General features: G+C 66.8%; 22 protein-coding genes. 15 read left to right on the forward strand and 7 right to left on the reverse strand.

Annotated elements, in window-relative coordinates; genetic code table 11:
* The first annotated feature begins 223 nt into the window (after positions 1-223).
* From SB786_RS24140 to SB786_RS24150, 3 genes are all read left to right on the forward strand, one after another.
* Positions 224-1,288, forward strand: a complete 1,065-nt coding sequence (locus SB786_RS24140; protein ID WP_006751849.1) for a glycosyltransferase family 4 protein — start codon at positions 224-226, stop codon at positions 1,286-1,288.
* Positions 1,289-1,524: 236 nt separating this feature from the next.
* Positions 1,525-2,325, forward strand: a complete 801-nt coding sequence (locus SB786_RS24145) for a hypothetical protein (protein WP_410729678.1) — start codon at positions 1,525-1,527, stop codon at positions 2,323-2,325.
* A 37-nt stretch (positions 2,326-2,362) separates the two neighbouring features.
* Entirely contained in the window at positions 2,363-2,833 is a 471-nt protein-coding gene (locus tag SB786_RS24150) for a DUF2214 family protein (protein WP_410729679.1), read from the forward strand.
* Positions 2,834-3,097: 264 nt separating this feature from the next.
* On the opposite strand, the gene gudD is transcribed toward SB786_RS24150, so the two are convergent.
* Positions 3,098-4,450 carry a glucarate dehydratase gene (gene gudD, locus SB786_RS24155; protein WP_410729680.1) on the reverse strand — a complete coding sequence of 451 codons (1,353 nt, stop codon included), beginning with the start codon at positions 4,448-4,450 and terminating at the stop codon, positions 3,098-3,100.
* Positions 4,451-4,811: 361 nt separating this feature from the next.
* Between gudD and SB786_RS24160 the strand changes: the two genes are divergently transcribed.
* A complete protein-coding gene (locus tag SB786_RS24160; RefSeq protein ID WP_006751845.1) occupies positions 4,812-5,573 on the forward strand; it encodes a FadR/GntR family transcriptional regulator in 762 nt (253 codons plus the stop codon).
* A gap of 206 nt (positions 5,574-5,779) precedes the next feature.
* On the opposite strand, the gene SB786_RS24165 is transcribed toward SB786_RS24160, so the two are convergent.
* The 3 genes from SB786_RS24165 to pdxY all read right to left on the reverse strand — a co-directional run bounded on the left by SB786_RS24165 (position 5,780) and on the right by pdxY (position 10,586).
* Positions 5,780-6,928, reverse strand: coding sequence for a branched-chain amino acid ABC transporter substrate-binding protein (locus SB786_RS24165; protein WP_410729681.1), 1,149 nt, complete (start codon positions 6,926-6,928; stop codon positions 5,780-5,782).
* Positions 6,929-7,276: 348 nt separating this feature from the next.
* A complete protein-coding gene (locus SB786_RS24170) occupies positions 7,277-9,421 on the reverse strand; it encodes a phosphocholine-specific phospholipase C (protein ID WP_410729682.1) in 2,145 nt (714 codons plus the stop codon).
* A 304-nt stretch (positions 9,422-9,725) separates the two neighbouring features.
* Entirely contained in the window at positions 9,726-10,586 is an 861-nt protein-coding gene (gene pdxY, locus SB786_RS24175) for a pyridoxal kinase PdxY (protein ID WP_006755531.1), read from the reverse strand.
* A gap of 174 nt (positions 10,587-10,760) precedes the next feature.
* Here pdxY and SB786_RS24180 point away from each other — a divergent pair, with 174 nt between their 5' ends.
* Positions 10,761-11,819 carry an alpha/beta fold hydrolase gene (locus SB786_RS24180; RefSeq protein WP_410729683.1) on the forward strand — a complete coding sequence of 353 codons (1,059 nt, stop codon included), beginning with the start codon at positions 10,761-10,763 and terminating at the stop codon, positions 11,817-11,819.
* 33 nt (positions 11,820-11,852) lie between these two features.
* On the opposite strand, the gene SB786_RS24185 is transcribed toward SB786_RS24180, so the two are convergent.
* The gene (locus SB786_RS24185; RefSeq protein WP_410729685.1) at positions 11,853-12,851 is read right to left on the reverse strand and encodes an LLM class flavin-dependent oxidoreductase; all 999 of its coding nucleotides are present in this window, start codon (positions 12,849-12,851) and stop codon (positions 11,853-11,855) included.
* Between the two features lie 652 nt (positions 12,852-13,503).
* On the opposite strand from SB786_RS24185, the gene hpnI reads away from it, so the two are divergent.
* The 5 genes from hpnI to SB786_RS24210 all read left to right on the forward strand — a co-directional run bounded on the left by hpnI (position 13,504) and on the right by SB786_RS24210 (position 18,861).
* Positions 13,504-14,679, forward strand: a complete 1,176-nt coding sequence (hpnI, locus tag SB786_RS24190; RefSeq protein ID WP_410729686.1) for a bacteriohopanetetrol glucosamine biosynthesis glycosyltransferase HpnI — start codon at positions 13,504-13,506, stop codon at positions 14,677-14,679.
* Positions 14,680-14,844: 165 nt separating this feature from the next.
* A complete protein-coding gene (hpnJ, locus tag SB786_RS24195) occupies positions 14,845-16,287 on the forward strand; it encodes a hopanoid biosynthesis associated radical SAM protein HpnJ (protein WP_410729687.1) in 1,443 nt (480 codons plus the stop codon).
* Positions 16,288-16,290: 3 nt separating this feature from the next.
* On the forward strand, positions 16,291-17,175 hold the full coding sequence (gene hpnK / locus SB786_RS24200) for a hopanoid biosynthesis-associated protein HpnK (protein WP_410729688.1): 885 nt from the start codon (positions 16,291-16,293) through the stop codon (positions 17,173-17,175).
* On the forward strand, positions 17,172-18,215 hold the full coding sequence (locus SB786_RS24205; RefSeq protein ID WP_410729689.1) for a lysylphosphatidylglycerol synthase domain-containing protein: 1,044 nt from the start codon (positions 17,172-17,174) through the stop codon (positions 18,213-18,215). Before hpnK ends, SB786_RS24205 begins: the two co-directional genes overlap by 4 nt.
* Positions 18,216-18,303: 88 nt before the next feature.
* Positions 18,304-18,861 carry a hypothetical protein gene (locus SB786_RS24210; protein WP_410729690.1) on the forward strand — a complete coding sequence of 186 codons (558 nt, stop codon included), beginning with the start codon at positions 18,304-18,306 and terminating at the stop codon, positions 18,859-18,861.
* A 3-nt stretch (positions 18,862-18,864) separates the two neighbouring features.
* On the opposite strand, the gene SB786_RS24215 is transcribed toward SB786_RS24210, so the two are convergent.
* Both SB786_RS24215 and SB786_RS24220 read right to left on the reverse strand, forming a co-directional pair.
* Positions 18,865-19,161: a BrnA antitoxin family protein gene (locus tag SB786_RS24215; RefSeq protein WP_410729691.1), complete on the reverse strand. Its 297-nt coding sequence runs from the start codon at positions 19,159-19,161 to the stop codon at positions 18,865-18,867.
* Positions 19,145-19,441 (reverse strand): BrnT family toxin, encoded by a 297-nt coding sequence (locus tag SB786_RS24220; RefSeq protein WP_410729693.1) that lies wholly within the window; start codon positions 19,439-19,441, stop codon positions 19,145-19,147. Before SB786_RS24220 ends, SB786_RS24215 begins: the two co-directional genes overlap by 17 nt.
* A gap of 397 nt (positions 19,442-19,838) precedes the next feature.
* Between SB786_RS24220 and SB786_RS24225 the strand changes: the two genes are divergently transcribed.
* The 5 genes from SB786_RS24225 to SB786_RS24245 all read left to right on the forward strand — a co-directional run bounded on the left by SB786_RS24225 (position 19,839) and on the right by SB786_RS24245 (position 25,307).
* Positions 19,839-20,528 carry an ABC transporter permease gene (locus tag SB786_RS24225; RefSeq protein ID WP_006755250.1) on the forward strand — a complete coding sequence of 230 codons (690 nt, stop codon included), beginning with the start codon at positions 19,839-19,841 and terminating at the stop codon, positions 20,526-20,528.
* Positions 20,525-21,238 carry an ABC transporter permease gene (locus tag SB786_RS24230; RefSeq protein WP_410729694.1) on the forward strand — a complete coding sequence of 238 codons (714 nt, stop codon included), beginning with the start codon at positions 20,525-20,527 and terminating at the stop codon, positions 21,236-21,238. The genes SB786_RS24225 and SB786_RS24230 overlap by 4 nt, the downstream gene beginning before the upstream one ends.
* A gap of 21 nt (positions 21,239-21,259) precedes the next feature.
* Positions 21,260-22,060, forward strand: coding sequence for an ABC transporter ATP-binding protein (locus SB786_RS24235; RefSeq protein ID WP_011656393.1), 801 nt, complete (start codon positions 21,260-21,262; stop codon positions 22,058-22,060).
* Between the two features lie 22 nt (positions 22,061-22,082).
* Positions 22,083-23,123 (forward strand): GlxA family transcriptional regulator, encoded by a 1,041-nt coding sequence (locus tag SB786_RS24240; protein WP_410729695.1) that lies wholly within the window; start codon positions 22,083-22,085, stop codon positions 23,121-23,123.
* A gap of 951 nt (positions 23,124-24,074) precedes the next feature.
* Positions 24,075-25,307, forward strand: a complete 1,233-nt coding sequence (locus SB786_RS24245; RefSeq protein ID WP_410729696.1) for an aspartate aminotransferase family protein — start codon at positions 24,075-24,077, stop codon at positions 25,305-25,307.
* Positions 25,308-25,327: the final 20 nt, after the last annotated feature.

Raw genomic sequence — 25,327 nt, forward strand, 5'->3', positions numbered from 1 at the left:
ATCGGCTCCGGGGTCGATTCCAGGTTTTTTTACGAACCCCTGTCAACGGGTCTTCGTTTCGAACGTTCTATGCCTGTCGCATCGCCGACGCTCCTCGAGCAGCGCGGGTTCGACGCCCCGCCAGGCTGATTCGTCCGACCATCGGACGAAATGCATCCAGCCCGGATCGCCGGCAGGTTGCCGACTCATACCTGGTTTTTAGCCGATTTTTTAGGAGTTACGCATGCGAATCGCCCAAATCGCTCCGTTGCATGAAGCGGTCCCCCCGAAGCTTTACGGTGGTACCGAGCGAGTGGTGTCCTATCTGACCGAAGCACTTGTCGAGATGGGGCATGACGTCACGCTCTTCGCGAGCGGCGATTCGCAAACCTCCGCGAAGCTCGAAGCGTGCTGGCCGCAGGCGCTGCGCCTCGACCCGACGATCCGCGACGTGATGGCCCCGCACATGCTGCTCCTCGAGCAGGTGCGCCGCCGCGCGGAAGAGTTCGACGTCCTGCACTGCCACATCGACTACTACCCGTTCTCGCTGTTCTCGCGCCAGCCGGTCCCGCATCTGACGACGATGCACGGCCGTCTCGACCTGCCGGAACTGCAGCCGATCTTCAACGCGTTCAGCGACGTGCCGGTCGTGTCGATCTCCGACAACCAGCGCATCCCGCTGCCGCAGGCGAACTGGCTGTCGACCGTGTACCACGGCCTGCCGGAAAACCTGCTGACGCCGATCCCGAACGTGAAGCCGAGCTATCTCGCGTTCCTCGGCCGCATCTCGCCGGAAAAGCGCGTCGACACCGCGATCCGCATCGCCGAGCAGGCCGGCCTGCCGATCAAGATTGCCGCGAAGCTCGACAAGGCTGACCGCGCGTACTACGAAGAGAAAATCAAGCCGCTGTTCGCGCTGCCGCACGTCGAGTACATCGGCGAAATCAGCGAGTCGGAAAAGACCGAATTCCTGGGCAACGCGCACGCGCTGCTGTTCCCGATCGACTGGCCGGAGCCGTTCGGCTTGGTGATGATCGAGGCGATGGCCTGCGGCACGCCGGTGATCGCGTTCAAGCGTGGCTCGGTGCCGGAAGTGATCGACAACGGCGTGTCGGGCTTCGTCGTCGAGGACGAGCTGTCGGCCGTCGCGGCGCTCAAGCGCCTCGATACGCTGCCGCGCGAGAAGGTGCGGGCCGCGTTCGAAGCGCGCTTCTCGTCGAAGGTGATGGCGCAGAACTACGTGAAGGGCTACGAGGAACTGCTGCGCCAGAAGCGCCGCACGGTGCTGCGCGAAGTCAACGCAAACTGATGCCGGGCCGCGGGCCGCACCGCGGTTGAGGCCCTCATCGACGCCCCGTCCGGGACCCCGGCGGGGCGTTGTCACATCTGCGGCGCGGATCTGTTGTATTCTCGCCGCGCCCGACCCCGCGAACGGCCCCCGAACGGGGCCGGCACGCCATCCGGCCATCTGTCCAGACGGTAATGTCCCTATAATGGCCGTGCCGTGAAATCCGGCCCCGTACGAACCTCGAGAGGAGAGCAGTCTTGGCGAGAACGAAAACGACGCGCGCAGCGCCGGCCCCCGGCGCCGGCGTGATCTTCGCATTGCGCGCGATCGGTCTCGTGCTGTTCGCGCGCTGGCTGTTCTCGATGTCCCAGATGGGCTATCGCGCGTCGCTGTCGGCGATGGTGTCGTCGCCCTGGGCGTTCGTCTATCTCGTGCTGATCTTCCTGCTGCTCGCGCTGCCGGGGGCCGCCGCGCGCGCCGAGCGGCCGTTCCATCCGCTGCCGCAGTGGCTGCGCCAGGCGCTGCGGGTGTTCGCGCTGATCGGTTTCCTGTTTGCCGCCTGGTCGATCGGCGCGTTCGCGTGGGCGGCCGGCTGGCGTCCTGCGCTGCACGCGGTGACGGCGACCAACGGCTGGCTCGTCGCCGCGCCGGCGCTGTATGCGGCGATCGTGTGGATGTGCCGGCCACGGCCGCTGTGGCGTACCAACGTGGCCGCGCGCCGTTTCGCGGTCGGCCGCTACGCGATCTCGCTCGATACGCTCACCCGTACCGCGATCGTCTGGATGGAGAGCCGCAAGGTCGGCCAGTACGATGCGCGCGAACTCTCCGTGCGCTGGCCCGGCCAGGCGACGACGGCCGCGGGCGAGCAGGGTGCGCAGCCGGCCGCCGTGCCGCCGCGTCGCGGCAGCCTGTTCCGGCGGCCGAAGGTCGAGCTGCTGTGGGATTCGCCGGCGGCCGTCGGCCATAACCGGCAGATCGTGATGCGCGCGCCGCTCGTGACCGAGGGCGACCGCGTCGCGGTGCTCGCGCTCGACGCGGCGCTCAAGCAGATCGTCTGACAAGGCCTGCGCGGCGCGCGGGCGACAAGGAGGCGCAATGATCGTCCGCTGGTTGCTGGCCGCTGTTCACCTGATGGCGTTCGGCGTCGCGTTCGCCGCGATCGCGGGGCGCAACCGCGCGCTGCGCCGGGTCATCGCGTCGGCGCAGGCCGCCGACCTGCCCGGTGTGTTCAAGGCCGATGCGGCCTGGGGATTGTCCGCGCTGGTGCTGATCGCGACGGGGCTCACGCGCGCCTTCGGCGGCTTCGAGAAAGGCGCCGCGTATTACCTGCACGAGCCGCTCTTTCACCTCAAGATGACCGCGCTGGTGCTGATCCTGCTGCTCGAGGTCGTGCCGATGCTCGGGCTGATCCGCTGGCGCATCGCCGCGCGGCGGCAGCAGATGCCGGATCTCGGCCGCGCACGGATCTATGTGCGGATCGGCCACTGGCAGGCCGCGCTCGTGATGGTGATCGTGTTTGCCGCGTCGGGGATGGCGCGGGGAATCTGGGCGGCCGGGCAGCTTTGACCGGCTGATAGCGCCGGTTGCCGTTCCCGGGCGGGCTCATTCTGGACCGACGGGCCGACCGACCGACGGGCCGACCGACCGACGGGCCGACGGGCCGACGGGCCGACGGGCCGACGGGTCGAGGGGTCGACGGGCCGTAGCCGCGCGAATTCCGTTTTCGTCCGATGCCGGCAGGCTTTTCCCCGCCCGGCACGCGCCGATTCCCGGGCGAGCCGGCGCATTTCGTTCCGGCCGGGCGGACCCGCCACCCGGCTCGTTCCGCGCTCAGCGCACGAGGCAGGGGCGCTTGTTGTTGAACGTCCACCCCGGAATCAGATACTGCATCGCCGCCGCATCGTCGCGCGCGCCGAGCCCGTGCTGCTTGTACAACTCGTGCGCGAGCGCGACCGCATCCATGTCGATGTCGATGCCGAGGCCCGGCCGCTTCGGCACTTCCACGAGCCCGTTCTCGATCTTCAGCGGCTCGCGCGTGAGCCGTTCACCGTCCTGCCAGATCCAGTGCGTGTCGATCGCGGTGACCTGGCCGGGCGCCGCAGCCGCGACGTGCGTGAACATCGCGAGCGACACGTCGAAGTGGTTGTTCGAATGCGAACCCCACGTGAGGCCCCAGTCGCGGCACATCTGTGCGACGCGCACCGAGCCCTGCATGGTCCAGAAGTGCGGGTCGGCGAGCGGGATGTCGACGGCGTGCAATTGCACCGCGTGGCCCATCTGGCGCCAGTCGGTCGCGATCATGTTGGTGGCCGTCGGCAGCCCGGTCGAGCGGCGGAATTCGGCCATCACCTCGCGGCCCGAGTAGCCGTTCTCCGCGCCGCACGGATCTTCCGCATAGGCGAGCACGTGGTGCAGGTCGCGGCACAGCCGCACCGCCTCGTCGAGCGACCACGCGCCGTTCGGATCGAGCGTCACGCGCGCTTCGGGGAAACGCTCGGCCAGCGCCGTCACGGCGTCGACCTCTCGCGCGCCTTCGAACACGCCGCCCTTCAGCTTGAAGTCGTTGAAACCGTAGCGCGCATGCGCGGCTTCGGCGAGGCGCACGACCGCCTCGGGCGTCAGCGCGGCCTCGTCGCGCACGCGGGTCCAGTCGTCGGTCGCGCCGCGGCCATCGCGATAGGGCAGCGCGGTCTTGCTCCGATCACCGACGTAGAACAGGTAGCCGAGCATCTCGACGCGCTCGCGCTGCTGCCCTTCGCCGAGCAGCGCGGCCACGGGCACGCCGAGATGCTGGCCGAGCAGGTCGAGCAGCGCGGCCTCGAGCGCGGTGACCGCGTGGATCGTGGTGCGCAGGTCGAACGTCTGCAGGCCGCGGCCGCTCACGTCGCGATCGGCAAAGGTACGCCGCACGTCGTTGAGCACCGCGTGGTAGTTGCCGACCGGCTGGCCGACGACGAGCGCGCGCGCATCCTCGAGCGTGCGGCGGATGCTTTCGCCGCCCGGCACTTCGCCGACGCCGGTCCGGCCCGCGCTGTCCTTCAGGATCACGAGGTTGCGGGTGAAGAACGGACCGTGCGCGCCGCTCAGGTTGAGCAGCATGCTGTCGTGGCCGGCGACCGGAATGGCTTGCAGCTCGACGATGCGTGGCGTGTCGTGGGAAGGCGAGGCAGTGACGGCGTTCATGGCGGCGATGGCAAAAGAGTGGGCAATGCCGTGCGGCAAAATCTTTGCCGCGCGCGGCGGGAGGTGCGATCATTCGACAACCGACGTGCGCGGCGCGCAAGCCCCCGCATGTCGACGGCAACCCGAATGGGCGGGAGCGACCAGCTCGATGCCGATATCGCGCAGAAGCGCGAAGGTCGGCCAATCGCGAACCACGGGACCGGCAGGCGCCGATGCGCGTGCCTCGGTCAACAGGAGATTCGTGTCGCGATCATCAGTCGTCGGATGACTTGTGACGCAGTATAATGAATCATCGGCGTTCGCTCAAACCCCGCGTAAACCCTCGGCTCACATTACGATCATTCAAAAAGGAACCGGCCTCATGTCCGTGCCCACGCTTCCCGCAGCGCCGCGCCGTCGCGCACGCAGCCTCGCACAAGATGTCGTCGACGCGCTGACCGCGCAGATCGAAAACGGCACGCTGCGTCCCGGCGACAAGCTGCCGACCGAAACCGAAGTCATGGCGGCGCAGGGCGTCAGCCGCACGGTCGTGCGCGAAGCGATCTCGCGGATGCAGGCGAGCCACCTCATCGAGACGCGCCACGGCATCGGCAGCTTCGTGCTCGAACCGTCGCGCCGCCAGGCGCTCGGCATCGATCCCGCGACCATCATGACGCTGCGCGACGTGCTCGCGGTGCTCGAGCTGCGCATCAGCCTTGAAAGCGAATGCGCGAGCCTCGCCGCGCAGCGCGCGAACGACACCGACCTCGCCGCGCTGCGGCGTGCGCTCGACGCGATCGCGTCGGGGGCGGGCGGCGGCCGCGACACGGCGCAGCTCGACTTCAACTTCCACCTGCAGATCGCGCAATCCACCGGCAACCGCTACTTCGTCGACATCATGACGCAGCTCGGTGCGTCGATCATCCCGCGCACGCGCGTGAATTCGGCGCGCTTCGCCGGCGACGACCTGGAGCGCTATGTCGGCCGGCTCAATCACGAGCACGAGGACATCTACGAGGCGATCGCGCGTCACGACCCGGAAGCCGCGCGCGCCGCGATGCGCACGCACCTGACCAACAGTCGCGAGCGGCTGCGCCGCGCGCACGAGGCGGCCGAGGCGGAACGCGACACGCAGGCCAGCTGACGCGAGGCGGCCTGCACGGCCCGCGCGTCGCGCTGGGCCGCGGCCCCAACATCAGACATCGTATGAATTCAGCGTAGGTGCGTCGATCGTTTCGCAGTCGCGGCATCTTTGCCTGTCGCCGCATCGTGTGACGGGCGGCCGGGCGGCGTTCCCACCGCCCGTCACGCCCCGGCGGCCTGGCTACCCAGGTCGCCATCTGGTTCCGATCAGCCTCCCTTCGTGACGATCGTCTTCCACGCGCCGTTCTTCACCTGGTACAGCGTCGACATCCCGCTCTTCAGCGAACCGTCGTTCGCGAACGAGATCCGGCCGGTGATGCCCTCGAAGTCGATCTTCTTCAGCGCCGGGCGGTAGACCTTCGGATCGGTCGAGTTGGCTGCCTGCATCGCCTTGATCGCGGCCCAGGTCGCGTCGTAGCCGAACTGCGCGTACGACAGCACCTCGACGCCGAAGCGCTTCTTGAACCGCTGTTCGAAATCCTTGCCCTGCGGCAGCTCGTCGAGCGGACGCCCGTATTCCCACGCCATCGCGCCTTCCGCGGCCGGGCCGGCGATCTTGATGAACTCGTTGTCCTTCACGCCGCCGCCGCCGACGAACTTCGCGTTCAGCCCGAGCTGGCGCATCTGCTTGACGAAGTTCGCGGCGAGCGAATCGAGGCCGCCGAAGAAGATCAGGTCGGGGTTCTTGCCTTTCAGGCTCGTGATCTGCGCACGGAAATCGACTGCCTGGTTGCTGGTGAACTCGCGGCCGATGATGTTGCCGCCGGCCGCCTTCACGGCCTTCTCGAACTCGTCCGCCTCGCCCTGGCCGAACGCGGTGCGGTCGTCGATGATCGCGATGCGCTTCGCCTTGGTCACGTCGACCGCGTACTTGCCCGCGTTGCCGGCGTTCTGGCCGTCGGTCGCGATCACCATGAACATGTTCGCGAGCCCGCGCGACGTGAGCGTCGGGTTGGTCGCGGCCGGATCGATCACCGGAATGCCGGCCTTGTCGTAGACGACCGACGCCGGAATCGTCGTCCCGGAGTTGAAGTGGCCGACCACCACCGACACGTTCTGGTCGATGAGCGCCTGGGCGGCCTGCACGCCGATGCGCGGGTCGGCCTGGTCGTCCTGCACGACGAGGTTGAAGTGCGCGAGCTTGCCGGCGATCTGTATCTTCTGCGCGGCGGCATCGTCGAGCGCGAGCTGCACGCCGTTCTGAAGGTCCTTGCCGTAGCCGGCGTTCACGCCTGTGAGCGGCGCGGCGAAGCCGACCTTCACGTCGGCCGCGTCGGCGGCCCGGGCGGCCTGTTGCGAGAGGAGGGCAAAGGTGGATACGACCGATACCGACAACAGGGAATGACGAAATTTCATGTTCGTTCCTCTTGTTCTACACCAGCGGGTGGATACCGCACGCAGCCGGCGGCCGGACGCGTGCGACGGGTGGGCGGTTCGACCGCTTCTCGGAATCGGGCGGGGAGGTCGGCATGTTCACGATTCCCGGAAGAATCTCCCGTCAGGCTCGGCGAGGAGCCCCGATCGTATCGATATATAGGTCGCCGATATGCACGGGTCTTGGCAATTTGCCGCGCATTCGATGCGGATTTGCGCATAGCTTCCGCGCGTATGCGGGCGTCCGGTATCGGGAGTTTCCCGTCACGAACGGACGGGAGGCAGGATGGGCGGCGCGGCCCCGGCGGGGCCGCGCCGCGTTCGCCGTCGTCAGTCGGACAGGGCGTCCGATGCGGCTTCGGCGTCGTCGTGCGACGCGTTCGTGCGGATGGCCGGGTCGCTCGTGCTCGGGCGGCCGGTCTCGACGTGGCCCGCGAAGCGGCGCAGGAAGCCGAGCGGACGGCCGTCGCTGACGGTCAGGTCGTACCAGCCGTGACTGCCGCGCAGATCCCAGTAGTCGTCGACGTGCGCGCCCGGCGCGAGGTCGAACGTGCGCGCGCGGCCGTGGCCGTATGCGTTCGTCACCTTGAGCTGCACGGCCTTGTGGCCGCGGTTCATCAGGCGCAGGGTGATGTTGCCGTTCGCGACGTCGTAGCCGTAGATCACCTCGGGGTTCACGCTCGCGCTGCCGACGCCGGTCGCGAACGGGCCGCGGAAATGGCAGTAGAAGCCGTTCGGGCCGTACACGTCGAGGTCGTACAGGCCGAGCGACGCCGCGGCGCTCCACGTATCGGCGATCCGCTTGCCGGCTTCGACCGTGTACGCCCACGGGCCGTCGAGGCGGTTGCGCGACTGCACCTGGAATGCCGCGCCCGCGCGGCCGGTGTTCGCGAAGGTCAGCCGGAACTGGCCGTTCGCGGCTTCGACGCGGCCGTGCACGAACAGCTCGTACGGCAGCGCGCGCGCCGGACGCAGCCCGGCCTCCTGTTTCGGCAGCTTCTGCAGCACCGGCGGCACCGGGATGTAGTCGGGGTGGCGCACGCGGTCGGGCGGCGCATAGCCGCTCGTGTCGGGCAGCGTCGGCCAGACGGCGTCGGCGGTGGCGAATTCGAAGGCCGACGTCAGGTCGCCGCACACCGCACGGCGCCACGGCGACACGTTGGCGGCCGTCACCGGATACTGCGCGCCGAAACGCGCTTCGATGAATTGCAGCAGCGACGTGTGATCGAAGGTCTGCGAGCAGACCCAGCCGCCCTTGGTCCACGGCGACACGACCAGCATCGGCACGCGCGGCCCGAGCCCGTACGGGCCGGCCATGTGCGACGCGTCGCCGGCGAACACCTCGTTGGTCGTTGCGACCGTCGACAGCCCGTTGTCGCGCGACTGCGGTGCGAACGGCGGCGGCACGTGGTCGAAGAAGCCGTCGTTCTCGTCGTAGGTGATGAAGAGTGCGGTCTTGCTCCACACGTCCGGATTCGACACGAGCGCCTTCAACACCTGCTCGATGTACCACGCGCCGTAGTTGGCCGGCCAGTTCGGGTGTTCCGAGTACGCTTCCGGCGCGCAGATCCACGACACCTGCGGCAGCGTGCCGTTCTTCACGTCCTGCTGCAGCACGTCGAACAGCGTACCGCCGGCGCTGATGTTGGTGCCGGTGCGCGCCTTGTCGTACAGCGGCGTGCCGGGCCGCGCGTTGCGGTACTGGTTGAAGTAGAGCAGCGAGTTGTCGCCGTAGTTGCCGATGTACGGGTTCTGCGTCCAGCCCCACGAGCCGTTCGCGTCGAGCCCGGTACCGACGTCCTGGTAGATCTTCCACGACACGCCGGCCTGCTCGAGCACTTCCGGATAGGTCGTCCAGCCGTAGCCCGTTTCCTCGTTGCCGAGCACCGGGCCGCCGCCCGTGCCGTCGTTGCCGACGTAGCCGGTCCACATGTAGTAGCGGTTCGGGTCGGTCGAACTCGGGATCGCGCAGTGGTACGCGTCGCAGATCGTGAATGCGTCGGCGAGCTGGTAGTGGAACGGGATGTCGTCGCGCTTCAGGTACGCCATCGTCGTGGTGCCCTTGTTCGGCACCCACTGGTCGTAGCGGCCCTTGTTCCACGCGGCGTGCATGTCCTGCCAGCCGTGCGGCAGGTCCTGCAGGAACTGCAGGCCGAGCTTGTCCGCGCCCGGGTGGAACGGCAGCAGCTCGGCCGGGCCGACCGGCTGATGGAACACCGACTTGCCGTTCGCGAGGCGCAGCGGGCGAGGATCGCCGAAGCCGCGCACGCCGCGCATCGTGCCGAAGTAGTGGTCGAACGAACGGTTCTCCTGCATCAGGATCACGATGTGTTCGATATCGCGGATGGTGCCGGTACGGCGGTTCGCCGGAATCGCAAGCGCATCGCGGATCACGGGCGGGAACAGGTTCAGCGCGGCGGCGCCGGCGGTGCCGGCGGCGACGCGCAGGAAGTCACGACGGTTCGATCGGGTCATGGTCGTTATCGTGGGTCAAGGAAGGGAGCCGATTGGCGGGACATGCGGGAAAAATTCGGCGCGTCCGGGCGCAGGATGCGGCTGCGCCAGTCGTGCCGTCGCGAGCATAGCGAGGAATCGGTGTCATTCATGTGAAGTCCGGAACCGTTTGCACGCGCGGACCGGACGGGACGCGCACGGCATTGCGCCGGCGATCGAACTGCGGGGGAGAGGCGAGGGCGGCAGCGCGCGCGGCACGCCGGAGAAGCGGGGGATACCGGGGGATTCGACGAGATTCGGAGGATTCGCGGCCGATGCGGGCGCATCACGCGTCGGTCACCCACGCGCCGAACCATTCGCTCGGGCGCGCGATTTCGTCCTGCGCGGCGACGAGTTCGAGTTCGTAGCGGCGCGCGTCGTAGGTCGCCTTCACGACCGCGTGCACGGCCGCGAGCGTGTGCTCGAACGCGGCGCGCACCGAGTCGCCGCGCAGCCGGCGCGCGACGAAAATGGCGCTGGTGAGATCGCCGACGCCGACCGGATGGCGCGGAAACGCATACAGCGGGCGCTGGCCGATCCACGCTTCGGTTTCGGTGACGGCGAGCATGTTGAAGCGGTCGGCCGGGCTGTTGCGGTCGTGCAGGTGCTTGACGAGCACGATCTTCGGGCCACGGCGGATCAGCGCGCGGCACGCGTCCACGGCTTCGGCGACGGTCTCGATGCGCCGCCCCGCGAGCTTCTGCAACTCGGTGTGGTTCGGCGACATGCCGTCCGCGAGCGCAGGCATCTCCTGGACGATGAATTCCTCGACGCCGGGTTCGGGCCGGACGCCGCCCGTCTGGCCCATCGCCGGATCGCAGAAGTACCACGCGTTCGGGTTCATCGCCTTCACCGTGCGCACGATCTCGACCGTCGCACGCGCCTGCGGCGGCGAGCCGACGAAGCCGGACAGCACCGCGTCGCAGCGCTTGAGCGCGCCGATCGCGGCGACGCCGTCGACGAGCTGCTCCATTTTCGCGGCGTCGATCGCGCTGCCGGCCCAGTGGCCGTACTGCATGTGATTCGACAGCTGGACGGTGTTGAGCGGCCAGACGTTGACACCGAGGCGCTGCATCGGGAACACGGCCGCGCTGTTGCCGGCGTGTCCGTAGATCACGTGCGACTGAATGCTGAGGACGTTTTTCATGAGTGTTCGCCTGCAGGCGTGTCAGGGTCACGACACACGATACCCGAGTTCGTCGCGCGCGCGGAAGTCGCACGGCCATCGAGTGTTGCGCGCCGTCGTCAGCCCGACCGCGTAGAATCGCGGGGCGCGAAGCCGCCCGGTTGCGCGCGTGCATTACCCCTTACCGTGATCGCCATGCTCTCGATTTGCAAGATGTTGTCCCTCGCGCGCGCCGCCGTGCTCGGCGCCGGCGTCGCCGCGGCATGCGCGACCTCGGCCGTGGCCGCCGCGCCGGCGCCGGCCGGCAACGACGGGCCCGCGTACGGCCCCCGCCTGGAAGGTTTCGCCTATCCGGAGCCGGTGCATCGCTACGCGTTCGTGTCGCAGCGCGAAACCCTCGAGATGATGTACATGGACGTGCAGCCGGCGCACCCGAACGGCCGCACCGTCGTGCTGCTGCATGGGAAGAACTTCTGCGCGGCGACCTGGGAGGACACGATCGGCGTGCTGAGCCGCGCCGGCTATCGCGTGGTCGCGCCGGACCAGATCGGCTTCTGCAAGTCGTCGAAGCCTGAGCGCTACCAGTACAGCTTCCAGCAGCTCGCGCGCAATACGCATGCGCTGCTCGAGTCGATCGGCGTGAAATCGGCGACGATCGTCGGCCATTCGACGGGCGGGATGCTCGCGATGCGCTATGCGCTGATGTATCCGAAGGCGACCGACCAGCTCGTGCTGGTGAACCCGATCGGCCTCGAGGACTGGAAGGCGCTCGGCGTGCCGCCGCTGCCGGTCGACTACTGGTATGCGCGCGAACAGAAGACGAACGCCGACGGAATCCGCCGCTACGAACAGGCGACCTACTACGCGGGCAAGTGGTCGCCCGCCTACGAGCGCTGGGTGCAGATGCTCGCCGGCATGTATCGCGGCCCGGGCCGCGACGTGGTTGCGTGGAACTCGGCGCTGATCTACGACATGATCCTCACCCAGCCGGTGGTCTACGAACTCGGCGCGATCCGCGTGCCGACGCTGCTGCTGATTGGCGACAAGGACACGACCGCGATCGGCAAGGAGGTGGCGCCGCCCGACGTGCACGCGAAGCTCGGCCACTACCCGGAACTCGCGAAGCGTACGCAGGCGGCGATCCCCGGCGCGCAGCTCGTCGAATTCCCGGCGCTCGGCCACGCGCCGCAGATCCAGGATCCGGATGCGTTCCACAAGGCGCTGCTCGACGGGCTGGACGCGGTGCACCCGTAGTGACGTGACGGCGGGGCGCCCGCGCCCGTGCGGTCAGCGGGTTTCGTTCGCGAGTTCGTCGCGGATCTGCGCCGCCAGTTCGAACGAGCGCACCCGTGCGGCGTGATCGTAGATCTGCGCGGTGATGATCACCTCGTCCGCGCCCGTCTGTGCAATCCGGTCGCGCAGCTTGTCGCGCACCGTGTCGCGCGAGCCGACGGCCGCGAACGACAGCGCGTGCGCGACGTTCGCGAGTTCGAATTCACTCGCCTCGAGCGCGTCGACGGGCGGCGGCAGCTTGCCCGGCGTGCCGCGGCGCAGGTTGATGAACTGCTGCTGCAGCGACGTGAAGAGGCGCCGCGCCTCGTCGTCGGTATCGGCCGCGAACACGTTGATGCCGACCATCGCATGCGGCTTCGGCCACGCGGCCGACGGCCGGTACTGCGCGCGATAGAGTTCGAGCGCACGCATCAGGTAGTCCGGCGCGAAGTGCGACGCGAACGCGAACGGCAGCCCGAGCATCGCGGCGAGCTGCGCGCTGAACAGACTCGATCCCAGCAGCCACACGGGCACGTCCAGCCCCGCACCGGGCACCGCGCGCACGCGCTGGCCGGGCACCGGTTCCGCGAAGTAGCGCTGCAGCTCGGCGACGTCGTCCGGAAACGAGTCGGCGCTGCCGATCAGGTCGCGGCGCAGCGCGCGCGACGTGGTCTGGTCGGTGCCGGGCGCACGGCCGAGCCCGAGGTCGATGCGCCCCGGATACAGCGACGCGAGCGTGCCGAACTGCTCGGCGATCACGAGCGGCGCATGGTTCGGCAGCATGATCCCGCCCGAGCCGACGCGGATCGTCTTCGTCGCGCCCGCGACATGGCCGATGACGACGGCGGTCGCCGCGCTCGCGATGCCGGGCATGTTGTGATGTTCGGCGAGCCAGTAGCGCCGGTAACCCAGGCGCTCCGCGTGCCGTGCGAGATCGACGGTATTGCGGAAAGCCTGCGCGGCGTCCGCGCCGGCGGGAATGGGGGCGAGGTCGAGTACGGAAAACGGAATCATCGGTGGCCTTCTAAAGGGAGGGGCGCGGTGATGCGCATGCGCAACAGATGTCGACGATTTTGCCAAAGGGTTCCGGAACGCGCTGGCGACGCGCGGATACCCATGCGCCTTTCAGGGGTGCAAGGTGGTGTCTGGCGGGATGCCGTGATCGTTGCAGAAATCCATCCAATCCCCAAATAATGACTAATCTTTACGGCGATTGGACATGTCTTCGCATCGACATACAAATTTCCACGAAATGTTTGATTTTGAAGACTGCAATACGCCTGCAAAGTGCTTACGCTAGCGTGAACGTAGTGGCACCAGAATGGTTTGCCGGCCGCGCAGCTTTGCCGAAATCGCACTAGTCCCTTGCTTGCGCCGTCCGCACGCGGCCGACTTGGGCTGCTAAAATCCGGCGCCTGTTCATGTTGTGCCGACGTTCGCCATTCGAATCTTCCCGCATCCCGTCCGGGCATCGTGCGGAGATGTGCCACGCGAAGCCGGGGCGGGTCGCATTCGGGGAATGGGCCGAGCCTCGCCATTACACACACGCTGCTGCTGGAACAAGGAGTCGGGTCGTGCCCGCGTTCGTTGCTCTCGGAATACCCAATCGCCTTCAACCAGGTTCGATCGATCGGCAGGGCGCCCGCATCGCCGGGGGGGCTCGCGCATGACGCCGACCGTCACGCTGCTCGACTGGCTCCTGCTCGCGTTCACGCTCGCTGCGTCCGGCTACGCGCTCGCCGCGGCCTTCGCGCCGCGCCCACGCACGCCGCGCACCGCCGCGCGCGACGGCTTCGCGCCCGTCAGCGTGCTCAAGCCGCTGTGCGGCGCGGAGCCGCACCTGTATGAAAACCTCGCGACGTTCTGCGAGCAGCGGCACCCGCGCCACGAAGTGCTGTTCGGGGTCGCGTCCGCGGCCGATCCGGCCGTCGCCGTGGTCGAGCGGTTGCGCGCCGACTATCCGGAGTGCGACATCACGCTCGTGATCGACGCGCGCGTGCATGGCAAGAACCTGAAGGTCAGCAACCTGATCAATCTGGCCGAACGCGCGAAGTACGGCCGCATCGTGATCGCGGACAGCGACATCGCGGTGAAGCCGGACTATCTGGAGCGCGTGACGGCGCCGCTCGCCGACGCGTCGGTCGGTGTCGTCACGTGTCTGTATCATGCGCGCAGCGTCGGCGGGTTCTGGACGCGGATCGGCGCGCAGTTCGTCGATGCGTGGTTTGCGCCGTCGGTGCGGATCGCGCACCTCGGCTGCTCGAGCCACTTCGGCTTCGGCGCGACGCTCGCGCTGACGCGCGACACGCTCGAGCGGATCGGCGGCTTGCTCGCGCTGAAGGACGAGCTGGCCGACGATTTCTGGCTCGCCGAACTGCCGCGCCGCCTCGGGCGACGCACCGTGCTGTCCGAGGTCGAGGTCGCGACCGACGTGATCGAGCCGTCGTTCGGGCCGCTCTGGCACCGCGAGACGCGCTGGCTGCGCACGATCCGTTCGCTGAACCCGGCCGGCTTCACGTTCCTGTTCATCACGTTTACCGCGCCGTGGCTCGCGATCGGCGCAGCGCTCGCGCTGCGTCTCGACGGCACCTTCGCCGGCACGCTGGCGGGTGGCGCGGCCGTCGTGGGTATGTTCGGGCGGCTGGTGCTGCATGCGCGCGGCGCGGATGGCTGGCGCGCGTTCTGGCGCGATCTGCCGCTCGTCGCGGTGCGCGACACGCTGCTGGCGCTCGAATGGCTCGCCGCCGCGTTCGGCACGCACGTCGTGTGGCGCGGCGCTCGGATGGCGGTGGTTGGCGGCGAGCGCGCGACGGCGGTGGTGGAAGGCGGGGACGGCCGCTAACGCACGTTGCCCGACGGAGCGGCCGTGCGCGCGTTCCCGATCGAATCCGGCCGCAGGGCCGAGACGCGCCGCGCGGCCATGCCGCGCGATGCGACATGACAAAGCGGCGGGCGCCGGCAGGGCGGCCCGCGGGTTATTGACTGAATCGTTGAAACGAATCGAACTATGCAGGCTACCGGAGCATTCATGAAAACGCTGTTCTTGCAGGCCCCTTCGTATGACGGCTTCGACGGCGGAGCCGGCTCGCGCTATCAGGCGAAGCGCGAAATCCGTTCCTTCTGGTACCCGACGTGGCTCGCGCAGCCGGCCGCGCTCGTGCCGGGCAGCCGTGTGGTCGACGCACCGGCCGACGGCCTGTCGGTCGAGGAAACGCTGAAGATCGCCAACGACTACGACCTCGTGATCATCCACACGAGCACGCCGTCGTTCCCCACCGACGCGATGTTCGCGCAGGACCTGAAGAAGATGAAGCCGTCGATGCTGGTCGGCATGGTCGGCGCGAAGGTGATGGTCGATCCGCACAACTCGCTCACGGCGAGCGAGGCGATCGACTTCGTGTGCCGCGAGGAATTCGACTACACCTGCAAGGAAATCGCCGAAGGCAAGCCGTTCCCCGAGATCAAGGGCTTGAGCTGGCGCGCGAAGGACGGCTCGATCGAGCACAACGAAGCGCGTCCGATCCTCGAGAACATGGACGAACTGCCGTTCGTCGCGCCCGTCTACAAGCGCGACCTGAAGATCGACAACTACTTCATCGGCTACCTCAACTATCCGTACGTATCGATCTACACGGGCCGCGGCTGCAAGTCGCGCTGCACGTTCTGCCTGTGGCCGCAGACGGTCAGCGGCCATCGCTACCGCACGCGCTCGGTCGAGAACGTGCTCGCGGAAGCGAAGTGGATCCGCGACAACATGCCGGAAGTGAAGGAACTGATGTTCGACGACGACACCTTCACCGACGATCTGCCGCGCGCCGAAGCCATCGCCATCGGCCTGGGCAAGCTCGGCATGACGTGGTCGTGCAACGCGAAGGCGAACGTGCCGTACAAGTCGCTGAAGGTGATGAAGGAGAACGGCCTGCGCCTGCTGCTGGTCGGCTTCGAATCGGGCGACGACCAGATCCTCGTGAACATCAAGAAGGGCGTGCGCACCGATTTCGCGCGCCGCTTCAGCGCGGACTGCAAGAAGCTCGGCATCAAGATCCACGGCACCTTCATCCTCGGCCTGCCGGGCGAGACGCAGGAGACCATCAGGAAGACGATCGAGTACGCGAAGGAAATCAATCCGCACACGATCCAGGTGTCGCTCGCCGCGCCGTATCCGGGCACGACGCTGTACAAGCAGGCCGTCGAGAACGGCTGGATGGAAGAGAACAAGACCATCAACCTGGTCAGCAAGGAAGGCGTGCAGCTCGCGGCGATCGGTTATCCGCACCTGTCGCGCGACGAGATCTATCACCAACTGGAGCAGTTCTATCGCCAGTTCTACTTCCGTCCGTCGAAGATCTGGGAGATCGTCCGCGAGATGCTGACGAGCTGGGACATGATGAAGCGCCGTCTGCGCGAAGGCGTCGAGTTCTTCCGCTTCCTGCGCGCGCACGAGGCCTGATTCGTGACGACGCAGCGGGCGGCGCGGGCGCTGATCTTCACCGCGGACGACTTCGGGCTGCATCCGCGCGTCAACGCGGCGGTCGAGCGTGCGCATCGCGACGGCGTGCTGAACGCCGCGAGCCTGATGGTCGGCGCGCCCGCGGCGCAGGATGCGATCGAACGCGCGCGGCGGCTGCCGTCGCTCGCGGTCGGCCTGCATCTCGTCCTCGCGGACGGGCCGGCCATGCTGCCCGCGCATCAGATTCCCGCGCTCGTCGGCCCCGACGGGCGGTTCGGCGACGCGATGGCGAAGGACGGCTGCCGCTTCTTCTTCCTGCCGCACGTGCGTGCGCAACTGCGCCGCGAGATCCGCGCGCAGTTCGACGCGTTCGCGGCGAGCGGCCTGCCGCTCGATCACGTGAACGCGCACAAGCATTTCCACCTGCATCCGACCGTGCTGTCGCTGATCATCGAGATCGGCCGCGACTACGGGCTGCGCGCGGTGCGGCTGCCGTATGAAACGAGCGCGCCCGCGCTGCTCAAGCCGTGGATCGCGCTCGTGCGCGCCCGGCTGGATCGCGCGGGGCTCGCGCACAACGACTACGTGGTCGGGATCGAGCATACGGGCGCGATGGACGAGGGCGTGCTGCTCGACGCGCTCGCGGCGCTGCCGCCCGGGGTCGGCGAGATCTACTGTCATCCGGCCGAGGCCGGCGACGGCCCGATCACGCCGACGATGGCCGATTACCGTCCGGTCGACGAACTGGATGCGCTGCTGTCGCCGCGCGTCGCGGCCGCGCTGAAGGCGGCCGGTGTCGCGACCGGCGGGTTTGCGGACGTGTTCGGCCAGCGCGCGGTGCGCAGCGGTACGCGTGCGTCGCGCGACGCGGGGACGCAGCCGTCATGACCCGGTGGATCAAATGGCTCGGCTGGCCGATCGGCATCGGGATCCTGCTCGCGCTGGGGCTGCACGAAGGCATCGGCGACGTGTCGCGGATGCTCGAGCGCGCCGGCTTCGCGCTGCTGTGGCTCGTGCCGTTCCACGCGCTGCCGCTGCTGCTCGACGCGTATGCGTGGCACCAGCTGCTCGACCGGCGCGCGTCGCTGGCGTTCTTGTGGTGGATCGCGACCGTGCGCGAAGCCGTGAACCGGCTGCTGCCCGTGGTCGGGATCGGTGGCGAGCTGGTCGGGATACGGATGGCGCGCTGGCAGGTGCCCGACGCGAGCCGCGTGACCGCGTCGGTGATCGTCGAGGTGCTGGTGACGATCGTCGTCCAGTATGCGTTCGCGGCGCTCGGCCTCGTGCTGCTGCTCGCGACCACGCACGACATGGGCGGCGGCACGATCGGCGTTGCGCTGCTGCTGACGCTGCCGCTGCCGGTGCTCGGCGTCGTGCTGATGCGGCGCGGCGGCATCTTCCACGCGATCGAGCGGTTCGCGGGGCGTCTGCTCGGCGATTCGCACCGGTTGCTGCAGGGCGTCGACGGCCGCCGGCTCGATGGCGACATCGACGCGCTGATGTCGCGCACGGCGCTGCTGTTCAGTGCGTTCTTCTGGCAACTGTCGGGTTACGTGCTCGGTGCGCTCGAAATTTACTGGGCGCTCGCGCTGCTCGGGCATCCGGTATCGATCGGCGGCGCGATCGCGATCGAGGCGATGACGCAGGCCGTGCGGCATGCAGCGTTCATGGTGCCGGGCGGCCTCGGCGTGCAGGAGGCGACCGTCGTGCTGCTCGCGCAGATGTTCGGCGTCGATCGCGAGACGGCGCTGTCGCTCGCGCTGGTCAAGCGCGGCCGCGAGGTGCTGTTCGGCTGCCTGGCGCTCGGTTCGTGGCAGCTTGCCGAACTCGTGCGCACGCGCCGCAGCCTCCGTGCGGCGCCGGCCGTGTCGGATGATGCGCCGCCCGCGCGCCGCGCGGCCGCCGCGCACACCGAAACGACGCATTGAACCTGCGACGGGCCGCGCGCGCCGTCTCGCGCTTTTGGCGTTGCGCGGGTATCCTTGGCGCGTGTTTTCTCGACGCGCAATTCTTCAGATGATTTTCCGTTTCCGGCTGCTCCCCGTCACGATGCTGGCCGCCGCGTTGGCATTGACCGGCTGCGACGACAAGCAAGGCAATCTCGACGTGCAACGCATCAGGGACTTCTTCAACGCGATCAAGCCGGCGCCGCTGCTGCTCAAGGGGCTGAAGGTCGGCGTATCGACCGAGGCCGACGTGCGCGGCACGATGGGCAAGCCCGAGACCGAGCGCACCTTCACCGACGGCTCCAAGCGTCTCGAATATCCGCGCGGCCCGATGGGCAATCAGACCTGGTTCGTCGACCTCGACGCGAGCGGGCACTACACGGGCGCGACGCAGGTGCTGACCGCCGAGAACTTCGCGAAGGTGCGCCCGGGGATGGACGAGGACGAGGTGCGGCGCCTGCTCGGCAAGCCGGGCGACATCGCGCAGTACCCGCTCAAGCCCGAGACGGTCTGGAGCTGGCGCTGGCTCGAGGATGGCGTGAACACCGACGCGTTCTTCAACGTCCATTTCGGCCCGGACGGGCTTGTCTATACGACTTCGCGCTCCGACATCCTGAAGGGGCGGTGACGTTCATGCGCGGCGCTTCTTCAGCCAGTCGCGCAGCGCGTCGTTCATGCGCGTCTGCCAGCCGGGGCCGTCGGCCCGAAACGCGGCGAGGATGTCCGCGTCGTAGCGGATGCTCACCTGTTCCTTCGGGTGCTCGAGCTTCGGGCGCCCGAATTTCTTCGCGACGACCTCGACGAATGGCTCCATCGCATCGATTTCTTCGTCGCTGAGTTCATGGGCGTCCGGATCGGACGCGATGCCGCGCGCGATCGCCGCTTCTTCGTCGGGCGTGTTGCGTATGAATTTAACCGCCTTGTTCATATCGAATCATCTCTCGGTTGTTGGCTTTTCGCAGGCTGACGACACGCAGCGTGCGGCCGCGCGGGACGACGATCGCCGTGTAGAGGCGCGCGCCGATCGGCACCAGACAGATCCAGCGCGCCTCGCCGTAGTCTCGGCGGGTATCCGGCCACGTGCGCACTGCTTCCCACTCGGCGAATTCGGCCATTCGCAACGAGATGCCGTGTTTCAGTCGGTTCGACAGATCCTTGGCCTCGTCGAAAACGAATGGAATTTCGACTAATTGTGGATGCGAAAACATGAAGTGGCAAGAGATTTTTGTGGATGCAAAAAGTAGAGGCCGCCACGGGTGACATTGGATCGGCGCGCATCGCGTCGCGGACATGAGCGAGCGATTGTGTGGCGTGTGTCCCGACCTGCCCATTCGGCCCGATGGCCAGTCCGGCGCTATATCGAAAAAGCGACCGGAAAATTGCAAAAAGCCCGCTTCCCTGCGTGTCATCCGACTGTCAGGGAGCGGGTTTTTTCCTTTGGAAACAGGGGCGTACGCCGGGCCTGCAAATGATCGAGCGAATTGTTGCAATGCAACAGTCGCGCGCACGGTGATTTGAGGCAATCATTTTCGCTTGCGACTATCCGCGTCAGCCCGGCGCGACAGAGGTTTGCGTGCCGGTGTTCATTCAACACTGGAGACGCGCGTGTTCCTTTACGGCTTTGGTCCCGTCCTCTGGGCCGGCACCGTGCAGACCATCGAGCTGTCGGTGCTGTCGCTTGCCGCCGCGGTGGCGCTGGGACTGATCGGCGCGGTGGCGAAGCTGTCGCACAACCGGGTGCTGCGAGCGATCGCGACCGGTTATACGACGCTGATCCGCTCGGTGCCCGATCTCGTCCTGATGCTGCTGTTGTTCTACAGCATCCAGATCTGGCTGAACCAGTTCACCGACCTGGTCGGCTGGGAGCAGATCGATATCGATCCGTTCGTCGCCGGCGTGCTGACGCTCGGCTTCATCTACGGTGCGTACTTCACCGAGACGTTTCGCGGCGCGTTCCTGTCGGTGCCGCGCGGCCAGCTCGAGGCCGGCGCGGCGTACGGGATGAGCGGGATGCGCGTGTTCGTGCGGATCATGTTTCCGCAGATGATGCGCTTCGCGCTGCCGGGCATCGGCAACAACTGGCAGGTGCTCGTGAAGGCGACCGCGCTGGTGTCGATCATCGGCCTCGCGGACGTCGTGAAGGCCGCGCAGGACGCCGGCAAGAGCACGTTCAACATGTTCTTCTTCATCCTCATTGCGGCGCTGATCTACCTCGCGATCACGACCGTCTCCAACCTCGTGCTGATCCAGCTCGAGAAGCGTTATTCCATGGGCGTGCGCCACGCAGAACTATGATCGAGATCCTCCAGGAATTCGGCCGGGCGTTCCTTTACTGGGACGGCCAGCGCCTCTCCGGCCTTGCGGTGACGCTGTGGCTGCTCGTCGCGTCGATTTCGCTCGGCTTCGTGTGCGCGGTGCCGCTGGCGGTCGCGCGCGTGTCGAAGAACAAGTGGCTGTCGATGCCGGTGCGGTTCTACACGTACGTGTTCCGCGGCACGCCGCTCTACGTGCAGTTGCTGCTGATGTACACGGGCATGTACAGCCTCGAGTTCGTGCGTTCGCACTCGCTGCTCGACGCGTTCTTCAGGAGCGGCTTCAACTGCGCGATTCTCGCGTTCGCACTGAACACCTGTGCATACACGACCGAGATCTTCGCGGGTGCGATTCGTGCCATTCCGCACGGCGAGGTCGAGGCGGCGCGTGCGTACGGGATGTCGCCGTTCACGATGTACCGCCGGGTGATCCTGCCGTCGGCGCTGCGCCGCGCGCTGCCGTTGTACAGCAACGAGGTGATCCTGATGCTGCACGCGACCACCGTGGCGTTCACGGCGACCGTGCCCGACATCCTGAAGGTCGCGCGCGACGCCAATTCCGCGACCTACATGGCGTTCCAGTCGTTCGGGATCGCCGCGCTGATCTATCTTGCGGTATCGTTCGCACTCGTCGCGGCATTTCGCCGGGCGGAGCGCCAGTGGCTCGAGTATCTCGCGGCCGGCCGTCATTGATTTCACTTCGAGGAGAGCCAGTTGGCCGAGATCACTCAAACGAGCGCGTCCGCTTCCACCAAGCTTGCCGCGGTCGACATTCACAAGCGCTACGGCGATAACGAGGTGCTCAAGGGCGTGTCGCTGAACGCGAAGGCCGGTGACGTCATCAGCATCATCGGCGCGAGCGGTTCGGGCAAGAGCACGTTCCTGCGCTGCATCAACTTTCTCGAGCGGCCGAATGCGGGGCAGATCGTCGTCGACGGCGAGACCGTGCGCACGAAGCCCGACCGCGCCGGCGCGCTCGAGGTCGCCGATCACAAGCAGTTGCAGCGCATCCGCACGAAGCTCGCGATGGTGTTCCAGCACTTCAATCTGTGGGCGCACATGAACGTGCTCGAGAACGTGATGGAAGCGCCGGTGCACGTGCTCGGCATTTCGAAGCGCGAAGCCGAGGAGCGCGCACGTGCGTACCTGGAGAAGGTCGGGCTGGCGCCGCGTGTCGAGAAGCAGTATCCGTCGCATCTGTCGGGCGGCCAGCAGCAGCGTGTCGCGATCGCGCGTGCGCTCGCGATGCATCCGGACGTGATGCTGTTCGACGAGCCTACTTCGGCGCTCGATCCGGAGCTCGTCGGAGAAGTGCTGAAGGTAATGCAGAAGCTGGCCGAGGAAGGCCGCACGATGATCGTCGTCACGCACGAGATGGGGTTTGCGCGCAACGTGTCGAACCACGTGATGTTCCTGCATCAGGGGCGGACCGAGGAAGAGGGCGATCCGAAGGAGGTGCTGGTGCGTCCGCAGAGCGAGCGTCTGAAGCAGTTCCTGTCGGGCAGCCTCAAGTAACGCGACGGGCGGGTTTTCATACGTGGTACCGGTGACTCGTCCCGCAGGCGCCACCCGCACGACGCAGGTGGCGATCGTTGCATTGCCGCCCGTGTCGATGTCGGGTGTGGGGCCGATCGTCGATGCGTTGAATCTCGCGAACGAGATCGACGGGCGCTTGCTGTATCGCTGGCAGGTGTGTTCGTGGGACGGGCGGCCCGTGCCGCTCGCCGGCGGCGCGCAGTGGCATGCCGATGCGGCGTTCAACGATGCGATCGCGTGTGACTGGCTGATCGTCGTGTCGGAGCGGTTTCAGCAGTTTGCCGACTATCGGTTGTTTCTCGCGAGTCTCGCGCGGATCGGGCAGCGGACGCCGGTCGTCACGGGTATTCATCACGGCGTGTGGTGGCTCGCGATGGCCGGGCAGCTTTCCGGGTATCGGGTGAGCGTGAACTGGGAGACGTATCAGCAGTTCGCCGAGCAGTTCGAGCGGTCGATCGTCACGCAGCAGATCTTCGAGATCGATCGCGATCGGGCGACCTGTGCGGGCGGGCAGGCTACCGTCGATTTCATGCTGGCGATGATCGGGCGCGAACATGGGGCGGATCTCGCGGAGCGGATTGCCGATGCGCTCGGCGCCGGGACCTTGCGGAGTGGCGAGGAACGGCAGCGGATTCCTTTTGTGACTGCGCCTGGTGAGCGGCATCCTCAGTTGAACGATGCGTTGCTGCTCATGGAAGCCAATGTCGAGGATCCTTTGACGACCGATGAGATTGCCGGGCTTGTCGGCGTGTCGCGGCGGCAACTCGAGCGGCTCTTTCGACAGTATCTCGGGGCTATGCCGTCCAAGTATTACCTCAATCTTCGATTGCTCAAGGCGCGCACTCAATTGCAGCGGACCAGCAAGTCGGTCGTTCAAGTCAGTCTCGCCTGTGGGTTCTCTTCTGCGGCGCATTTTTCTAATGCCTATCGGGAACGGTTCGGCGTTACGCCTCGGGAAGATCGACGGGCATGGCTCGAGAAACAAACCGGTGGGGGGAGTGAGCCTCGTGGGGGCGCGCTTGTCGAGCGCGGGAAGGATTGAGGTTCGGTTTTTTTGGGGTTTGTTGTTTTGGTGGTGCGCCTGGGTTTTCGTGAAGCACCTGCCATCGTGTCGGTCTATTAGCGTCGCCCCTGCGCGGGGCGGCGGTTACTTTTCTTTGTCTTGCCAAAGAAAAGTAACCAAAAGAAAGGCGCTCGGATAACGCATGACTTTCCGGTGCCATGGCCATGGGAGTGGCCCTCGCCTAAGTGTCGGCGCAAGTTGGGAACCCGGAGTGGTCCGAGCAATCGGTCTGACACCTCTCACCACCCCGCAGAGCGGTATACCGCCCGCTAGCTCCATCCTCGCTTCGCTCGGCCGATAGGTCCACTTTCCTCCTTCTCAGCGCAATCTGGATTGGTTCACGCAATCGTCGCGAAGAGCACATGCATGCAATTAATGAAATCCCCGTTGCTCTAGGGCGGACATGGACTGATTGGGGGACCTAATTAGTGGGGCGGGTACGGAATGCGCAGGCGTGTGAATTGGGTGAAGTACCTTGCAGCCGAGCGAAGCGAGGATGGAGCTAGCGGGCGGTATACCGCTCCGCGGGGTGATGAGGGGTGTCAGATCGATTGCTCGAACCACTCCGGGTTCTTTACTGGCGCGGACACTTAGGCGAGTGCCACTCTGGTGGCCATGGCACCGGGAGGTCTTGCGTTGTCCGAACGCCTTTCTTTTGGTTACTTTTCTTTGGCAAGACAAAGAAAAGTAACCGCCGCCCCGCGCAGGGGCGACGCTAATAGACCGACACGATTGCAGGTGCTTCACGAAAACGCGGGCGCACCACCAAACATAGATGCACCGAACGAAGGCACCCCCACCGTAGAAGAGTCAAAATAAAGCGAGCTATCCGCTTCCGATAGAACCCGTCGCAAATCCGCAAGACGCTTGCGTCACCCTTACCTAAACTTGATCCTGTTGAACCCTCTTACGAAACCGAAAGGAACGACCATGACGACCTCGACCGTGACCCGCCAGACATTCGACGAAGTGATGGTGCCGGTATTCTCTCCCGCGCCGTTCGTGCCGGACCGTGCAGAGGGCTCCCGCGTGTGGGACACGGCCGGCCGCGAATACGTGGATTTCGCGTGCGGCATCGCGGTGACGTCGCTGGGCCACGGCCACCCGGAACTGCTGAAAGTCCTCGACGAACAAGGCCGCAAGCTCTGGCACATCGGCAACGGCTACACGAACGAACCGGTGCTGCGCCTCGCGAAGCGCCTCGAATCGCTGACGTTCGCCGACCGCGCATTCTTCGCGAACTCGGGCGCGGAAGCGAACGAAGCCGCGCTGAAGCTCGCGCGCCGCGTCGCATTCGACCGCCACGGCGCCGACAAGTACGAAATCGTGTCGTTCGTCCAGTCGTTCCACGGCCGCACGTTCTTCACGGTCAGCGTCGGCGGCCAGCCGAAATACTCGGAAGGCTTCGGCCCGGTGCCGGCCGGCATCAAGCACCTGCCGTTCAACGACATCGAAGCCGCCAAGGCCGCGATCGGCCCGCAAACCTGCGCGGTGATCGTCGAGCCGGTGCAGGGCGAAGGCGGCGTGATCCCGGCCGATCCGGCCTTCCTGAAGGCACTGCGCGAAGCCTGCGACGCGCACGGCGCACTGCTGATCTTCGACGAAGTGCAAACGGGTGTCGGCCGCACGGGCCAGTTCTACGCCTACATGGACACGGGCATCACGCCGGACATCCTCACGACCGCGAAAGCGCTCGGTAACGGCTTCCCGATCGGCGCGATGCTGACGACGAACGAGCTGGCCGCGCACTTCAAGGTCGGCGTGCACGGCACGACGTACGGCGGCAACCCGCTCGCGTCGGCGATCGCCGACAAGGTCGTCGAACTGATCGGCGACCCGGCACTGCTCGAAGGCGTGCGCGAACGCAGCGTGCGACTGAAAGGCGCGCTCGAACGCATCAACGCACGCTTCGGCATCTTCAAGGACATCCGCGGCAAAGGCCTGCTGGTCGGCGCGGAACTGACCGCCGCCTTCGACGGCCGCGCGAAGGACTTCGTCACCGCCGCCGCCGAGAACGGCCTGATCATGCTGATCGCAGGCCCGAACGTGCTGCGTTTCGTGCCGTCGCTCGTGATTCCGTTCGACCTGCTCGACGAAGGCATGAAGCGCTTCGAGAAGGCGGTCGAGCAGGTGCTCGCGGCCCAGGAAGCCACCGCGCGCTGATCGGCGCACCCATCGCAGAC

It is taken from the genome of Burkholderia sp. SIMBA_062 (assembly GCF_046534765.1).
Taxonomy (GTDB): domain Bacteria; phylum Pseudomonadota; class Gammaproteobacteria; order Burkholderiales; family Burkholderiaceae; genus Burkholderia; species Burkholderia ambifaria.

What these genes read in the sequence shown, in the direction of transcription:
- hpnI (WP_410729686.1), top strand. Translation starts at nt 13,504, where the DNA reads ATGACGCCGACCGTCACGCTGCTCGACTGGCTCCTGCTCGCGTTCACG.
- SB786_RS24165 (WP_410729681.1), bottom strand. Translation starts at nt 6,928, where the DNA reads ATGAAATTTCGTCATTCCCTGTTGTCGGTATCGGTCGTATCCACCTTT.
- pdxY (WP_006755531.1), bottom strand. Translation starts at nt 10,586, where the DNA reads ATGAAAAACGTCCTCAGCATTCAGTCGCACGTGATCTACGGACACGCC.
- SB786_RS24230 (WP_410729694.1), top strand. Translation starts at nt 20,525, where the DNA reads ATGATCGAGATCCTCCAGGAATTCGGCCGGGCGTTCCTTTACTGGGAC.
- SB786_RS24140 (WP_006751849.1), top strand. Translation starts at nt 224, where the DNA reads ATGCGAATCGCCCAAATCGCTCCGTTGCATGAAGCGGTCCCCCCGAAG.
- SB786_RS24220 (WP_410729693.1), bottom strand. Translation starts at nt 19,441, where the DNA reads ATGTTTTCGCATCCACAATTAGTCGAAATTCCATTCGTTTTCGACGAG.
- SB786_RS24160 (WP_006751845.1), top strand. Translation starts at nt 4,812, where the DNA reads ATGTCCGTGCCCACGCTTCCCGCAGCGCCGCGCCGTCGCGCACGCAGC.
- SB786_RS24180 (WP_410729683.1), top strand. Translation starts at nt 10,761, where the DNA reads ATGCTCTCGATTTGCAAGATGTTGTCCCTCGCGCGCGCCGCCGTGCTC.
- SB786_RS24210 (WP_410729690.1), top strand. Translation starts at nt 18,304, where the DNA reads ATGATTTTCCGTTTCCGGCTGCTCCCCGTCACGATGCTGGCCGCCGCG.
- SB786_RS24170 (WP_410729682.1), bottom strand. Translation starts at nt 9,421, where the DNA reads ATGACCCGATCGAACCGTCGTGACTTCCTGCGCGTCGCCGCCGGCACC.
- hpnJ (WP_410729687.1), top strand. Translation starts at nt 14,845, where the DNA reads ATGCAGGCTACCGGAGCATTCATGAAAACGCTGTTCTTGCAGGCCCCT.
- SB786_RS24185 (WP_410729685.1), bottom strand. Translation starts at nt 12,851, where the DNA reads ATGATTCCGTTTTCCGTACTCGACCTCGCCCCCATTCCCGCCGGCGCG.
- SB786_RS24150 (WP_410729679.1), top strand. Translation starts at nt 2,363, where the DNA reads ATGATCGTCCGCTGGTTGCTGGCCGCTGTTCACCTGATGGCGTTCGGC.
- SB786_RS24205 (WP_410729689.1), top strand. Translation starts at nt 17,172, where the DNA reads ATGACCCGGTGGATCAAATGGCTCGGCTGGCCGATCGGCATCGGGATC.
- SB786_RS24215 (WP_410729691.1), bottom strand. Translation starts at nt 19,161, where the DNA reads ATGAACAAGGCGGTTAAATTCATACGCAACACGCCCGACGAAGAAGCG.
- SB786_RS24245 (WP_410729696.1), top strand. Translation starts at nt 24,075, where the DNA reads ATGACGACCTCGACCGTGACCCGCCAGACATTCGACGAAGTGATGGTG.
- gudD (WP_410729680.1), bottom strand. Translation starts at nt 4,450, where the DNA reads ATGAACGCCGTCACTGCCTCGCCTTCCCACGACACGCCACGCATCGTC.